Raw genomic sequence first — 16305 nt, forward strand, 5'->3', positions numbered from 1 at the left:
ATCCAATGAGACTGAGCATTCCGCTACTGGGAACCTTGCTGTTAGCCACCGTGCTGGCCGGGTGTACCCATGTTCGCAGCAGCCAGGATGTGGAACTGTCCGGTGAGGGCAACTGGCTGGTTCTGCCGATGGTTAACCGTACCGCGACGCCCCAGGCAGGCTTACGGGCGGCGTCCATTGTCGAATCCGTGCTGTACCGCCATGGCGTGAATAGCGTAACCCGCTACCCGGAAAGCGATAATGAAGGGGTGTTGTTTGAAGGCACCTCGGCGGCCAACCGCAAGAAAATGAATCAGTGGGTTGCCTCACAATCGGCTCAGTATGTGGTGAGCGGGGTGGTGCACGAATGGCGCTATAAAACCGGCGTTGATGGTGAACCTGCGGTGGGGGTGATGATCGAAATTCGTGAGTTGCCGGCAGGGCGTATCGTCTACAGCGGCACTGGCTCACGGGCCGGCTGGGCACGCCAGTCGCTCAGTGAAACCGGGCAGAAGGTCATCGATAAATTGCTCGCCCCGGTGGTGCAGTAATGCTTGAGCGCATCAGCAACGGCAAGCTGGCGGGGCTGTTCATGCCCGAGCCAAGAGTGCTGTGGTCGCTGTGCGAAGCAGTGATTCTGATGGCGCTGGCGGTTGCCATGGGGTTGTGGCTGCGCGAGGAGGATCCGCTGACACTCATCGGGACCTTCCGTTGGGTGTTGCTGGTGCCCATGTTGTTGGCGCTGCGTTATGGCAGTTTGCTTGGGGTATTCGGCATGCTGTGCCTGGTGGCCAGCTGGTTTGTGCTGACCGCCCTGGGCTTCTATCCGGGGATGGAGTTTCCGGAATCCACCATGCTTGGTGGTTTCGTGATTACCCTTATCTGCGGTGAGTTTGCGGATATGTGGCGCGTCAAGCTGATGCGCGCAGACAGTGCCGCCAGCTATGCGCTGGAGCGCTTGCAGAACCTGACCCAGCGGTATGTGCTGTTGCGCCTCTCCCACGACCGGTTGGAAGAAAATCTGCTGATCAAGCCGTATACCGTGCGCGATGCGCTGGTGCGGTTACGTGATCTGACCCTGGACGAAAGTGACAAGGTGCGCCTTCCTGCGGCGGATGATCTGATCCACATGTTGGCAGAATATTGCCAGCTGCAACGTGCCGCGCTTTACCGGGTGGTGGATGGCGAAATCGATGATGAGCCGGCGGCAAAGCTGGGGGAGAACCGTCCGCTGGAGCGCGACAATGATTTGCTCCAGCACGCGCTGGACAACCAGCTGCTTGCCCATATTCAGCAGCACGATCACGACAGTCATTACCATGGCCAGTACCTGGTTGCGGCCCCCATTATCAACAGTGGTGGCGCCTTGATCGGGGTGATGGTGATTGAGCGTTTGCCATTCCTGTCCATCAATTATGAAAATCTGCAGTTGCTGTCGGTGCTGCTCAACTTCTATGCGGACGTGGTGCATGCTGGCGATGAAGTCGATGACATGCTGGATCGCTGGCCCACCATGCCGTTCCGGATTGCCAGTGAGTTGGCCGCGCTGGTGCGTCTGCGCGAGGGCGGCCGGGTGGATACCTCGCTCACCTTGTTTGTCGCCGATGACAGCGAGCAGGCGGGACTGATTCTGGATGCATTGGCTCGTGGTTTGCGTAGCCTGGATCTGGCCTGGTGGGTAAACGACAACGCGCTGATGATCATGATGCCGATGACCGGGGAATCCAGTCTGGAAGGCTTTGTGTTACGTACCGAAAAATGGCTGGCCGATGAGTATGCCTTCATGAGCCTGCGTCAGGCCGGGGTGCAGTTCTATTACCGTCACCTGGATCAACGTGGCGGGATGGAGCAGGTGGCTGAGCTTCTGGAGGCGGCGAGTGTCTAGTCTCAAGCTGCTTATTTATGCGATCAGCGCGGAGATCGCCTCCCTGCTGTTGCTGTTGAGCAGACAGGCAGACCTGTCCCTGTTCGTGCTGTACCTGTTCTCTCACGGGTTGGCATCGGCATTGCTGTCTGTTGTGGCCTGGGGGCTGCTGCCGCCACGTTTCAGAACGCCAAAGATTCTTTCCTGGGTGCTGATTTTTTCCTTTGCGTTTTTTATTCCGGCGGTGGGGCTGGTCACTATCCTGGGTGGGGTCGCCTTGGGTATCTGGCTGCCGGCGTTGTTTCGGGACAAGCCATTCGGGCTGGTGGACCAGCCCTATTTTACCCCGGTGCAGGTCAATAGCGCGGCCGGTTTTCGGCAAATCGATCTGAAAAGCCTGCTGACCACATCAAGGGCGCCCAATGCCCTGCGGGTGCAGGGCATGCTGGTGCTCAAGGACATGCCAGCCAAGGTAACCGGCAATTTGTTACGCCATACCCTGGGGGATTCCTTTGAAGATTTGCGGCTACTGGCCTACGGGATTCTTGATCAGAAAGAAAAGGAAATTACCCGGGATATCGAGCGCGCCCTGCACCTGTTGGAGCGGGCCAAGGAGTCACGCCGCTACCGTTTGGCCCGTCGCCTGTCCGAGCTGTATTGGGAGCTGAATTATCAGGACCTGGTGCGCGGGGATATCCGTACCCTGACGTTGGAACGGGCAGCATTCTATGCCGACATGGGCTTGATGGAAGCGCCGGAAGACGCCGGCTTGTGGTTGCTGCGCGGGCGGATTCAGTTAAGCCAGGGTGAAATCGGTGAAGCACACCAGTCCATGACCTTTGCCCGTCGCCTGGGATTGTCCGCAGCGAAAGTGAACCCTTGGCTGGCCGAGATTGCGTTGCAACGTCGGCAAATACCGCTGGTGCGGCTGCTGATGCGTGAAATTACCGATGACAGTCAATTCACCCAACTCAATAAATCCGTTGAATTCTGGAGGGCCTATGAGCCTGCCACGGGCGGATAGCGCCGATATCTGTTTATTACTGGAAGGCACTTTCCCCTATGTGAGTGGCGGCGTGTCCAGTTGGGTAAACCAGATTATTCGTGGTTTTCCCGAATATACCTTTGCCTGCTGTTTTGTGGGCAGTCGCCCGGAAGACTACGGCGACATGAAATATGAGCTGCCGGATAACGTGGTGCACCTGGAAGTGCACTACCTGCACAATTTTCAGCGGGGGGCGCAAAAGCGTTCCCTCAAGGGCAATCGCAAGGCCTATGCCGATCTGCGGCGTTTCCATGAAATGGTGAAAGATGGCATTCATTCCCGGGAGCGCAGCGAGCTGTTCAGCCGCATTGTTACGCACCTGGGGGAAGGCGAGGATTATTCCGAGGAATCTTTCCTGCACAGCCGGGCCAGCTGGGATTACATTGCTGAATCGTACCGCGAGTTCAGTCGTGATCCGTCCTTTGTGGATTATTTCTGGACCATCCGCATCATGCATTCGCCCATCTGGGTGCTTAACGATATTGCCGACAACTTGTTGCCGGCAAAGATGTACCACACCATTTCTACCGGTTATGCGGGCTTTCTGGGTGCCATGCTCAAGCGCCGCACCGGCAAGCCGTTGCTGCTGTCCGAGCATGGTATTTATACCAAGGAGCGCAAGATCGACCTGTTCCAGAGCGAATGGATCAGCGATAACCGCGGCCTGGTAGAAAAGAACAATGCGGAGATGGCCTATTTTCGCGAAAAATGGGTGAATTTTTTCACCGAGCTGGGGCGCGAGTGCTACCAGGCATCGGACCGCATTGTGGCGCTTTATGAGCGCAACCGTGAGCGGCAAATGGAAGATGGCGCGCCGCCAGAGCGCACCCTGAATATCCCCAATGGCATTGATTTGCCCCGCATGCAGAAAGTGCGTGCCGCCCGGGGTGACAACATTCCCCCGGTGGCTTGCCTGATTGGTCGTGTGGTGCCCATCAAGGATGTGAAAACCTTCCTGCGCGCCATGCGTACCCTGGTCAATGTATTGCCAGACGCGGAAGGCTGGATTGCCGGCCCGGAAGATGAGGACAAGGAATACGCCAAGGAGTGTCACGGTTTGGTGGCCAGCCTAGGGCTGGAAAAGAATGTGAAGTTTCTGGGCTTCCAGAAAATTGATGAGCTGTTACCGAAAGTGGGCGTGATCGTGCTCAGCTCCATCAGTGAGGCGTTACCGCTGGTGTTGCTGGAAGGGTTTGCTGCCGGGGTGCCGGCAGTGTCTACCGATGTGGGTTCTTGCCGTCAGCTGATTGAAGGCCTGGGTGAAGCCGATCGGGCCTATGGAAAAGCGGGCGAAGTGGTGGGCATTGCCGATCCGGAAGCGCTGGGCAATGCGGTGGCCGCGCTATTGAAAGACAAGGACGCCTGGCACCAGGCGCAGCAGGCAGGCATTCGCCGGGTGGAGAACCTTTACACCCAGGAAATGATGTTTGGCGCCTACCGTGACCTGTACCAGTCGCTGGTGGAGGACACGGACGCAGCCAGCCCGCAAGAAAGCAACAATCGTCGCCGGGAGGGACGCCACTAATGGCCGGCATTGGTTTTGAACTGCGTCGATTGCTGCGCAAGGACACCCTGCTTGGCCTGATCCGGGCCTATGCCTATGCCGGTGTAATTAGCTCCGGCCCCTGGGTGTTGTCGATCATCGGTATTCTGATTATCGGTATCTTCAGTTTGGGTATGGTGGTGCCGGATGCCTCGGTGACACAGTTTCAGGTCACGGTGACCTACCTTATCGCCATCAGTCTGATCCTTACCGGCATTGTGCAGCTGGCCTTTACCCGCTTCTGCGCGGATCGCTCGTTTGAAAACCGTGAAGACCTGATTCTGCCCAATTTTGGTGGCGTTACGGTGTTGGTGACGGTTATCTCCGGCGTGCTGGCGTTGCCGGCGGCCATGTTCCTGTTTCCCGGGCAAAGTGTGCTGTTCCGGGTGTTGCTGATCGCCTGTTTTGTGGTGCTGAGCAATATCTGGATTGCCACGGTCTTTCTCTCCGGCATGAAGCAGTACAAGGCCATTCTGTTGCTCTACGCCCTGGGCTACACCATTACGGTGCTGGGTGCCCTGATGCTGCGGTTTCTGGACCTGGATGGCCTGCTGTTGGGCTTTCTGCTGGGGCAGGTGACCCTGCTGGCGGGGATGCTGGTACTGATTGTGCGAGGCTACCCGGCCGAGAGCATCGTCTCGTTCGACATGTTCGGCAAAAAATACCTGTACCCCAGCCTGATGCTGGTGGGCTTTTTCTATAATGCCGGGGTGTGGGCGGACAAGGCCATGTTCTGGTTTTATGACGGCACCGGTAGCGATGTGATCGGGCCGCTGCGGGCCTCGTTGATCTACGACATTCCGGTATTCCTGTCCTATTTGTCACTGATCCCGGGCATGGCCGTGTTTCTGGTGCGTATGGAAACGGACTTCGTGGAGTATTATTCCAACTTTTATGACGCGGTCCGTGAAGGTGGGTCGTTGTCCTATATCGAAGACATGCGCAACCAGATGGTGTTTGTCATCCGCCAGGGCATCTTCCAGATCCTCAAGATTCAGGCAATCTCGGCGCTGGTGATCATGGTGGCCGGTGCGCAGATCTTTAACGCTTTGGGCATTTCGGAACTGTACCTGCCGCTGCTCAAGGTGCAGCTAATCGCCACCGCGCTGCAGGTGGTCTTCCTCGCCATCATCAACGTGTTCTGTTATCTGGATCAGCGCCGCATGCTGGTGTTGCTGACGGGGCTGTTTTTCGTGCTCAACGTGATCTTTACCGGCATAAGCTTGTACCTGGGGCCCCAGTTCTTTGGCTTCGGTTTCCTGCTGGCGTTGGCCGTGTGTGTGCTGCTTGGCCTGTGGCTGGTGAGTCGCAAAATGGCAGAACTGGAATATTCCACCTTTATGCTTAATTGACAGCCTGCCAGGCCCCGGTTTTTTGGGGCGAACCTCAAGATGTACGCCTGCAGCGGGTTTATGGAAAGCGTCAAGCATGCTGCGTGAGGCGTGTTGCGGCCGCAGAGCGGCAAAAAAAAACGGCGCCAAAAGGCGCCGTGAATAGTTTGGCTCGGGAGAGCTATCACGGAGTAAAACTCCGGAGCCGGTGAATGGGACTCACCGACACCCGGAAGTATGTGGACAACTGTTCTCACAAGCATTCGCTTTGTAGACTTTTTGTTTAGCCTTCTAGGTCAATATTTGCACTGCCGTTCAGTTTTTGCCCGCCATCAGGCATCAGATTGCATTGCCGCAGGCGCTCCTGCCAGAGCGAGACATGGTGCTTGAGCGCCCGGTTTAACTGGCTTTGCAGGCCTGTATTGGAAAAATAATGGTCCTGCCACTGTGCAAAAGCAGGGGGTGTGGGGGCCAGCAATGCTTCTATCTTCGCCAGCGCGTTGGCCAGTTGCTTGCGCTGGCGCTGTGCGTCTGCCAGGGCCTGTTGCACCTGGCTGCCCCAGATATTGTCCAGCACATTGCGCAGTTTTCGGGCTCGAGGCGTGGGTCGCCCTTTGGGGCAGAGCGCTACCGGGTCAATGTTTTCGAGCAGGGTGTTGCCTCGTTCCAGCTCCCGCAGCGCCAGCGCCAGCCGCCGCAGCAGTTGCCCGCCGGCCTGGCTGTGCGCGATTTGCTGCAAGCGGGCTTCCAGCCCGAACAATTGCTCCGGGCTTGGCAGGGTCTGGCCCTGAAATGGAGACTGGGCCAGTTGCTCCAGGCTTAACAGCGCTGCCTGGCTGTCGCCGGCCATGGCAGAGGGCGACTGGCTGAAAAACTGACGAAATTCCGCGCTGGCCACCAGCGCATTCCAGTACAGGGCGGGTAGCGCCGCCTGCTTCTCGGTGACCACCTGTTCAAGCAGGGTGATCAGTGCCTGATTGTCCAGTTTGTCACTGGCCAGGCACTGGCGGGCACGGCGAATAAAGGTCACTTCATGTTTGAATCGCAAGGAGTCGGCCTGCAGCTTGCCGAGCACGCTATTGCGTTCGCTGATCAGCGACATCAAGTTGCAGTGGCGCAGTTCCAGATAATCGAGCATGTCGACCCGGTGCTCGGGGATCGGTTGGTGCAGTTCCCGGTTGCCGGGGTAGGGCACTATCGGCAGGGGTGCCCGTTCGGGAACGGCCTGTTGTGAAAGCCGCGCCAGGCGGGAGAGATAATCCTCCCAGCGGGCCTCGCTGTCGTTGCCGGGCATTAGCCACCACAAGGTGAATGCCACCAGAAAAACCGCCGCAATGATCAGGAAACCCGTTTTTATCCTTGCTGCCAAATCCATCCCCTGGATGCCGTTACTGACTGCTGTGCGCCGCCTGCTTAGCCACTTGTACCGTATCTTGTTTCTGAATGTGCGGCCTTGTTTCTACGCGATTTCTTGATGTGATAGTTGCGACTATCGTCGAACGGAAGTCCCATGTCTGTGGTATGTTTCCCACGTTAACCATTTTGCCAGGGAAGGGTGTTATGCCAAGTCGGGGTTTGTCTGTTTTTCGTCTCTTGATGTTGTGGGCTGTGCTGCTGATCACGGCCTGTGATGATAAGAGTGACACCACCGGAAAGGGGGAAAGTAACGGCGCTGTTGCAGAGCAGGGTGAGACCGACCCAGCCGTCTCCCCTCTGGATGACCGCTGGCAAACCCATCTGGCAGCCCTGCCGGCCGGTACCATCAGTGCCCGGGCGCCACTGGTTGTGCGCTTTAATCACCCGGTGGTGACTCCTGATCAACTCGACAAACCTCAATCCGGGGTCGCGCGGCTGTTGCCGGAGCGGGCTGTCACGGCGGTGTTTACCGCCGAAGATCGGCTGGAAATTCGCCCCGCCGAGCCGTTACCCGGCGGGGAGTCGTTGACCCTGGTGCTGTACGCCCAGGGGCTGGCCAATGTGGATGATGCCTTGAGTCCCGCTGAGTTCTCCCTGCAGGTGCTGCGCCAGCAGCTGAGCCTGACGGTGGAGTCCCTGTTGCCCACGGACGATGGCGGCGAAATGGTACTGCGCGGCAGTCTGGAGACTCGCGATCTGGCGGACCAGGCTCACGTAGAGGCGGTACTGGATGCCCGCCAGAACGACAAGACCCTGGCCATTAACTGGCAGCATGACAGCGCCGGCCTGCGCCATGATTTTTCGGTGACCGGGATTGTGCGCGAACAGCAGGCCAGTGATGTATCACTGCGCTGGGATGCGGCGCCCCTTGGCGTGGACAACGAGGGCAACCGTCATTACACGGTGCCGGCACTGAAAAACTTCGCGGTAACCAATGTGCGGGCGGTCAGTTACCCGAAACCCCATGTCCAGGTGAACTTTTCCGAAGCCTTGCAAGCCACCCAGAACCTGAAAGGGCTGGTCACGTTGAATGGCAAGGCGCCGCGAGTGGAAGTGGATGGCAGCACCCTGCGCATTTATCCGCAGGATGAGTTGGAAGACGATGTGAAGCTGGTGATTGACGGCAGTCTGCGCTCCGCCAGCCAGGGTCGCCTGGCCGAGAAACTGGAAAAAACCGTCACCCTGATGACCAATAAGCCCGGTGTGCGCTTTGTGGGTGATGGCACCATCCTGCCCGACGGCAAACAGCTCAGCGTGCCGTTTGAAGCGGTGGGCGTGCGCTCGGTGAAAGTCCAGGCGTTCCGGGTTTTCGATGACAATATCGGCCGCTATCTGCAAGGCAGCGAGCTGAATGAAGCCGACATGGACTCTCGCAGCGGTCGCTACCTGTGGCAGAAAACGTTGACCCTGCCGGGCAATGGCGATGGCTGGCAACGTTATCAGCTGGATCTCACCGAGCTCATGGCCAAACATCCCAACGGCCTGGTGCATCTGACGCTGGCGATTGATGGCGACGACATCAGCTACAGCTGCCCGGACGGTGCCCTCAAGAAAAAAACCACTTTGCCGGACAGCTATGAAGGCCCCGGGCAGGATGAGGACCGCTCTGACCTCTACGAAAATTACTATGCCGACGCGGGCTACCTGAGCTGGTATGAGAAGGATAACCCCTGTTCCGACAGCTACTACCAATACAACGATCTGGCCAGCAGTACTCGCGCCTTTCTGGCCTCCAATCTGGGCCTGATCGCCAAACGCGGCCAGAACGATACCCTGCTGGTGGTGGCCACCGAGCTGGACAGCAACACCCCCGCCGAAGATGTGGTGCTCAAGGCCTACAACTACCAACTACAGCAAGTGGGTATGGGACTCACCGATGCCGAGGGCATGGCCAGCCTGACACTGGATGGTTCCGCCTATTACCTGGAAGCAGTCAAGGACCGGGACACCGGCTACCTGAAACTGGCTCGCAACCGGGCCCTGCCCACCAACCAGTTCAACACCGGTGGTCAGCAAGTACGCGATGGCCTGAAAGGGTTCTTCTACGGCGAGCGGGATGTGTGGCGCCCCGGTGATGACATTCACCTGACCTTTATTCTGGAAGACCAGGACAACACCATCCCCGAGGGCCACCCACTGACGCTGGACTGGTTTGATCCCCGTGGTAACAAGGTGAAAAGCTATACGCTGGACAAGCCGGTGGGTGACTTTTACGCCTTTACACTACAGACAGAAGAGGACGCGCCCACCGGGAACTGGCGCGCGGTGGCTCGGCTGGGGCAACGCTATTTCGATACCCCAATCCGGGTGGAAGCCATCAAACCCAATCGGCTGAAAATCGAGCTGGATCTGCCGGAGACGCTCTACACCAACGACGCCGCCGACATTGGGTTATTTACCCAATGGTTTAACGGTGCCACCGCCGCCAATTTGAAGGCCGACATGAAAGTGCGGGTGAGCGCGCGCACCACCCGTTTCAGTGGCTACGACGCTTATCACTTCGACGACCCCACCCGAAAGCTCAGCAGCGAACCTTTCACTGCCTTCGATGGCAACGTGGATGCGAAGGGCAACGCCACCGTGCCGCTCACCGTGAATGTGGAGCAGACACCGGGCATGCTGCGCGCCACCCTGACGACCCGCGTGTTTGAAAACAGCGGCGATTACAGTACCCAGATTCGCAGCGTGCCGGTGTACCCGTTCAAGCATTGGGTCGGCATGCGCATTCCTGAAGGCAGTGGCTGGGGCGGGGCACTGTCCCGTGAAGGCCTGCATGCCATCGACCTGATCAGCCTGGACAGCGACGGCAAGCCCGACGCCAGTCGACCTCTGGATATCAGTGTCTACCAGATTGATTGGCGCTGGTGGTGGGACCGGGCCGGTGACGACCTGAGTAACTACATTAGTGACCCCAACACCAAACGTGTAGCCGATGCACAGATCACCACCGACGCAGAAGGTCGCGCCCAGTGGAATCTGAACGGCGAAGACTACGATTGGGGTCGCCATCTGATCCGCATTTGTGACCGGCAAAGCGATCACTGCACCGCACAAACCGTGTACCTGGGCTGGAGCTGGGAGCAAGCCAGTGGCAGCCAGGATGCAGCCACACGGCTGTCCCTGTCAGCGGATCAGGACCGTTACGCCGTTGGCGACACGGCCCATATTCAATTGCCCGCTGTGGCCAAGGGCCGCCTGCTGGTGAGCCTGGAAACCGGTTCACGGGTACTGGATCACTACTGGCTGCCCGCCAACGGTGAAGCGCAGACCCTGGATATCCCCATCACCGCCAACATGGCGCCCAACGTCTACGTTCACGTGGCGCTGCTGCAGCCGCACAGCGGCCGCAACAACGACCGGCCCATCCGACTTTATGGGTTGGTGCCGCTATTGGTGGATGACCCGAATACCCGTCTTGCCCCGCAAGTGAGCGCCCCGGACAAGGTGAAACCGGAAGACACCTTTACCGTGAAGGTCAGTGAAAAGCAGGGCAAGCCGATGACCTACACCCTGGCGCTGGTGGATGAGGGCCTGCTTGGCCTGACCAACTACCAGACCCCGAACCCTCACGACAGTTTCTACCGTCGCGAAGCCCTGGGCGTGCTGACCTGGGATCTGTTCGACATGGTGGTGGGGGCCTACGGGGCAGAACTGGATCAGCTGTTGGCACTGGGCGGCTCCGACGGGGCTGACGATGGCCGGGAAAAGCAGCGTCGCCGCTTCCCGCCGGTGGTGAAGTTCCTGGGCCCGTTCACGCTGGATGCCAATGAAACCGCCAATCACGAGATTACCTTGCCGCCGTACATGGGCCAGGTGCGGGCCATGGTGGTGGCCGGTGACAACGGCGCCTACGGCAAGGCCGAACAGGACATTACCGTCACCCAGCCGCTGACGGTGTTGAGCACCTTGCCACGGGTACTGGGGCCGGGTGAAAGCGTGTCGCTGCCGGTTACCGTGTTTGTCACCGACGACAGCCTGAAAAAAGTCACCCTGACCGTGGACGCCGATGAAGACCTGTTCGAGGTGGAGCAGGGCAAAGCCACACTGACCTTCACCGGCCCGTCCGATCAGATTGCCATGCTGAAAATCACCGCCAAACAGCAGGTGGGCACTGGTGACATCACCGTCACCGCGAAAGGCGGCAAACATCGCGCCTCGGAAACCGTGCACCTGCCGGTGCGCGCGGCTAACCCGCCCACCACCCGCGATACCCGCAAGGTGCTGGCGGCCGGTGAAATCTGGGCGCTGGAATCGCAGCCCCACGGCATGGCCGGGACCAATAGCAGCACCGTGGTGGTCAGTGCCTTGCCCGCCATGGGGTTGGAGCGACGTCTGGATTATCTGCTGCGCTACCCGCACGGGTGTATCGAGCAGACCACCTCATCGGTGTTGCCGCAGCTGTACCTGAATCAGTTACTGCAGCTGGACGAGCAGCAAAAGCAGGAGGTGCAGGACAACGTCACCGCGGGCATCGAGCGCCTCAAGCGTTTCCAGCTGGCCAATGGTGGTTTCAGCTACTGGCCCGGCCTGGCCAATGCCAGCGACTGGGGCACCAGCTATGCCGGCCACTTCCTGCTGGAAGCCAAACGGCTTGGCTACGCGGTGCCGGCCACCATGCTGGATAACTGGACGGCCTATCAGGTTCGTCGCAGCCAGAGCCTGGGCGACCGCCCCTGGCAGTGGAGTGCGGAAGCCTATCGCCAATACACCCTGGCCCTGGCGGGCAAACCGCAAGTCGGCGCCATGAACCGGCTGCGTGAGCGGCTGCAAATGGCCAAGCCGGATTACTCACGCAGCGCCAGTTATCACAGTGGCCGCTGGTTGCTGGCTGCCGCCTACCTGCAAATGGGCCTCAGCGATGTGGCGGCGGAGCTTACCGCCAACGCTGCCGCCGAGCTGGAATACGATGGTGCCAGCTACACCTATGGCTCCTTGCTTCGCGATCAGGCTATCCGCCTCACCGTGGCCGATGCCCGTGGCGATACCGCCGAGGCCTGGACCTTGGCGCAGGACATCGCCAGTCAGCTTTCTGCCGATCACTGGTACAGCACCCAGACCACGGCCTGGTCGCTGATGGCCATGGCGCGCTACGCGGGCAGTCAGAGCGATGAGCAGGGATATCAATTTGCGGTGCGTGAAGGCAAGCAGGGCTGGCAGGACATCGCGGCCACCTCACCGGTTTACCGCCAGGCACTGACCGATAGCGAAACCGCCCTGGCCTTTAGTGTCCGCAACGACAGCGAACGCAAACTGTTTGTCACCTTGAGCAACACCGGCACGCCGTTGCCGGGGAACGAACAGGCCAGCAGTGACGGGCTCAGCCTGACCACCCGCTTCCTGGCAGAGGGCAAACCGGTGAACCCGGCCAGCTTGCCCCAGGGGCAGGATTTTGTTGCCGAAGTCACCGTGACCAACACCGGGAACCGCAGCCTGGAGAATCTGGCGCTCACCCAGATCCTGCCGTCCGGCTGGCAGATTACCAGCAGCCGGCTGGATGGTAGCGCCGACGATCAGGAGCGGGTCACGTACCAGGATCTGCGCGACGATCGGGTGATGCATTACTTCGATCTGAAACCGGGCAACAAGCACAGCCTCACCGTGCGCGTGGCGCTCAACGCCTCTTTCGCCGGCCGCTTCTACCTGCCCGCCTGGAACGTGGAAGCCATGTACGACGGCACCCGCCAGGCCCGCAGTAAAGGGCAATGGATTGAGGTGAAACGCGATTAGACCCAAATGCTCAATGTCGGCTTACGCCTTCAGGCTAAGCCGACCTACGGGGAGTGGCCACGCGATATTTTGACGCCCGGGCGTGTAGGTCGTGTTAGGCGTAGCCGTAACCCGACACCCTGCCTCGTTGCTTGCAGCACATGCCCAATGTCGGATTACGTCTTGCAGGCTAAGCCGACGCAGGGGTTATTCGTTACCAATGTCGTCCGGAAGCAGCGGATTGCCGCCCCAATCAGCCGGATACAGGCCACGGGCCACGTCGCGGTGGAAGCTGCTGTAGGGCCAAGCGGCGGGTTGGTGGACGTAACCATGCTTTACTGGGTTGAAGTAAATGTAGTCGGTGTGATTATACAGATCGCTTTCATCTCGAAGGGTGTGTTCCCAGAAGCGGTTTTGCCAGATCGGGGTGTCTATTTGGCGATTTTTTGTGACCATTCCTTTGAGTAAACGCCAACGGGTTGAGAAATCATGATCTTCTTCCGGCAAGGTCCAAATGCAGTGGAGATGGTCCGGAAGGATGACGATGGCGTCGATGCGCAAAGGGTGACGTTTTTGTACGGTTTTGAAAGCGTGGCGAAGTGCGTTAATCGTCGGTTCATTGGTCAGAATCGGTTTGCGTTGATGTGTGACCAAGGTGAAAAAATAGCAGCCGCCGGAGAGATAATTGCGCCGGTAGTGCATGGGGCCTCATTGTTTGTTTTGGAATATCAGATTACGACCCAATACGCGAGAAAACGAGAGGACATTCGCGCAACCCATTGTCGGCGTTATGCCCTCCGTGCAGCCCTCTGTGTAGGTCGAATTAGGCCGAAGGCCGTAATCCGACAGGCCTGGGTACTGCCACCTCTAACCCTTGTGTCGGATTACGCCTTTAGGCTAATTCGACCTACATGCAGGAGCTCGGTCGTAGGTCGTGTTAGGCGCAGCCGTAACCCGACAATGGGACTTGTTCCGGGCTCTCACCGACAATGAACCTGCGCTACGTCTTCCTGATCCCGTTAATCACCGCCGTGCCGATCGTCGCCGCACTGCAGTTCTGGCCGCTGCCGGATCGGCTCACGAACACCCCTTACGCCACCTTGATGCTGGACCGGCATGACCGTCTGCTTGGTGCCCGTATTGCGGCGGATGAGCAATGGCGCTTTGTGCCGGTGGACACCTTGCCGGACAAATATCGCCAGGCTTTGTTGAACTACGAAGACAAACGCTTCTTCGCCCACCCGGGTGTGGACCCATTGGCCATTGCCCGTGCGGCCTGGCTTAATGCCCGCGCCGGGCGGGTGGTCAGTGGCGGCTCCACACTCACCATGCAGCTGGCCCGGCTGTTACGGGATGATCCACCCCGAACCTTGCCGGAAAAGGCCCGCGAAGCGGTGCTTGCCCTGCAACTGGAGTGGCATTTCAGCAAGGATGAGCTACTGATCGAGTACGCCAGCCGGGCACCGTTTGGCGGTAATATCGTTGGATTGCGGGCCGCGGCCTGGCGCTATTTTGGCCGTGAACCGGCGGCGCTCAGCTGGGCGGAAGCGGCGTTGCTGGCGGTGCTCCCCAATGCCCCTTCGCTGATTCACCCCGGGCGTAACCGGGAGCGGTTGCTGGCCAAACGCAACACTTTGCTGAACGCTCTGCACAGCCAGGGCGACCTGTCGACGACAGACCTGAAGCTGGCCTCGCTGGAGCCCTTGCCCGATGCGCCCCGGCCGCTCCCCGGCAGCGCCGACCACTTGCTTACCTCGCTCACCGCCAGCAGCCCGCAACACCTGTTCCACACCACCCTGGATGCCGACCTGCAACGCCGGGTGCGCGAGCTGGCGCGCCAGCATGGCCAGCGGTTAGCGGGGGAGGGGGTGCATAACGTGGCGGTGGTGGTGATCGACCACACCGAATTGGTCACCCGGGCTTACGTGGGCAACATGACCCACGGTGATGCCCGCGAATACGGGGCCGCCGTGGATATCGCCCGTTCGCCGCGCTCCACCGGCAGTGTGCTCAAGCCCTTGTTGTATGGATTAATGCTCGATGACGGCCTGCTGCTGCCTGACACTCTGGTGCCGGATTTGCCCACCAACTACGGTGGCTTCAGCCCGGAAAATTTTGATCACGAATACCGTGGCGCGGTCCCGGCCCATCAGGCGCTTAGCCAGTCCCTGAATATTCCGGCCGTACGCATGCTGCGTGAATACGGGCTCGGCCGTTTTCACAGCCAATTGCAGCGCATGGGCATGAGCACCTTGTTCCGCAGTGCGGAAGAATACGGCCTCACTCTGGTGTTGGGTGGCGCGGAAGGTACGCTCGATGAACTGACAGGCATTTATGCGCGCTTGTTTGCCAGTGCCATGCGGGCACCGTCCTACCCGGTGGCAACGCTGCAGCCGCTATTGGCCGGGCGGGAATCTGCTCGCCCGGTGCTCAGCCCGGGGGCGGCCTGGCTGACGCTGGATGCCCTTCGTGATGTGGCTCGCCCTGGCACCGCCCGCCAGTGGCGGCTGTTCAGCTCCAGCCAGCCCATCGCCTGGAAAACCGGCACCAGCTATGGCCTGCGCGATGCCTGGGCTATCGGCAGTAACGGCCGCTACACCGTGGGTGTTTGGGCCGGTAACGGCAATGGCGAGCCGGCGCCCAGCCTGGGGGGCGCGGCCACCGCTGCACCGCTGATGCTGGATGTGTTCAGCCTGCTGGGGCCAGCGGCCTGGCCGGAACCGCCACTGGCAGACCTGAAGACCGTGCATGTGTGCAGTGATGATGGCTATCTGGCCGGCGGTCGCTGCCCCACGGTGGAGCGGCTGGCCCCGCTGCACAGTCATTTTGAAACGGTGACGCCGTACCATGTGCGGGTGCATCTGGACGATAAGGGGCAGCGGGTTCACAGCCAGTGCGAGTCGGTCGATGCCATGCGCCACCGGGACTGGTTTGTGCTGCCGCCGGGGCAAGCCTGGTTCTACCAGCGCCGTCACCCGCACTACCGGCCGCTACCCGCCTGGCGCGACGATTGTCTGGCCGGGGCGCGGGCCATGAATAGCGCACCGCCCATGGCGTTGATTTACCCCCATGCGGGCACGGCGATGTATATTCCGGTGGAGCTGGATGGCCGGCTGGGCAGGGCGGTCTTTCGCGCTGTCCATCAACGGGCCGGCGCCACGCTCTACTGGCATCTGGATTCTGCTTATCTGGGCGAGACCCGTCATTTCCATGAATGGGCACTCACCGCCGAGCCCGGCTGGCACACCCTGACGCTGGTGGATGATCAGGGCTTTCGGTTAAAGCAGCGCTTCAAGGTGCTGGGAAAGTGAGACGCTTCACGCAGGCATGCTGCACGCAACCACGCTGCCCAATCCTTTTCCCGCTTGCGGGAGAAAGACAGTGTTCATTGTCGGATTACGGCCTTCGACCTACAAAACTC

9 protein-coding genes are annotated in these 16305 nt (G+C 59.7%); 7 read left to right on the forward strand and 2 right to left on the reverse strand.

The features are described from left to right. Positions 1–5: 5 nt before the first annotated feature. The 5 genes from F1529_RS09810 to pelG are packed head-to-tail and all read left to right on the forward strand — an operon-like array spanning position 6 to position 5783. On the forward strand, positions 6–530 hold the full coding sequence (locus F1529_RS09810; RefSeq protein WP_155134231.1) for a hypothetical protein: 525 nt from the start codon (positions 6–8) through the stop codon (positions 528–530). Further along, positions 530–1864 carry a PelD GGDEF domain-containing protein gene (locus F1529_RS09815; RefSeq protein ID WP_155134234.1) on the forward strand — a complete coding sequence of 445 codons (1335 nt, stop codon included), beginning with the start codon at positions 530–532 and terminating at the stop codon, positions 1862–1864. The genes F1529_RS09810 and F1529_RS09815 overlap by 1 nt, the downstream gene beginning before the upstream one ends. Then, a complete protein-coding gene (locus F1529_RS09820; protein WP_290516124.1) occupies positions 1857–2867 on the forward strand; it encodes a hypothetical protein in 1011 nt (336 codons plus the stop codon). Before F1529_RS09815 ends, F1529_RS09820 begins: the two co-directional genes overlap by 8 nt. Then, positions 2845–4413 carry a GT4 family glycosyltransferase PelF gene (gene pelF / locus F1529_RS09825; RefSeq protein ID WP_155134237.1) on the forward strand — a complete coding sequence of 523 codons (1569 nt, stop codon included), beginning with the start codon at positions 2845–2847 and terminating at the stop codon, positions 4411–4413. The genes F1529_RS09820 and pelF overlap by 23 nt, the downstream gene beginning before the upstream one ends. Further along, positions 4413–5783, forward strand: a complete 1371-nt coding sequence (gene pelG / locus F1529_RS09830; RefSeq protein ID WP_155134240.1) for an exopolysaccharide Pel transporter PelG — start codon at positions 4413–4415, stop codon at positions 5781–5783. The genes pelF and pelG overlap by 1 nt, the downstream gene beginning before the upstream one ends. Positions 5784–6045: 262 nt before the next feature. Here the strand turns inward: pelG and F1529_RS09835 are convergent, their stop codons facing one another. Then, on the reverse strand, positions 6046–7131 hold the full coding sequence (locus F1529_RS09835; protein WP_196220388.1) for a DUF3080 family protein: 1086 nt from the start codon (positions 7129–7131) through the stop codon (positions 6046–6048). Positions 7132–7322: 191 nt separating this feature from the next. On the opposite strand from F1529_RS09835, the gene F1529_RS09840 reads away from it, so the two are divergent. Continuing rightward, entirely contained in the window at positions 7323–12905 is a 5583-nt protein-coding gene (locus F1529_RS09840; protein WP_196220389.1) for an alpha-2-macroglobulin, read from the forward strand. 186 nt (positions 12906–13091) lie between these two features. Here F1529_RS09840 and F1529_RS09845 read toward each other — a convergent pair whose 3' ends face one another. After that, the gene (locus F1529_RS09845; protein WP_007150187.1) at positions 13092–13586 is read right to left on the reverse strand and encodes a transposase; all 495 of its coding nucleotides are present in this window, start codon (positions 13584–13586) and stop codon (positions 13092–13094) included. Between the two features lie 287 nt (positions 13587–13873). Here F1529_RS09845 and pbpC point away from each other — a divergent pair, with 287 nt between their 5' ends. Further along, positions 13874–16195, forward strand: a complete 2322-nt coding sequence (gene pbpC, locus F1529_RS09850; protein ID WP_155134246.1) for a penicillin-binding protein 1C — start codon at positions 13874–13876, stop codon at positions 16193–16195. Positions 16196–16305 lie beyond the last annotated feature (110 nt).

Source organism: Alcanivorax sp. VBW004 (assembly GCF_009718865.1).
GTDB lineage: Bacteria > Pseudomonadota > Gammaproteobacteria > Pseudomonadales > Alcanivoracaceae > Alcanivorax.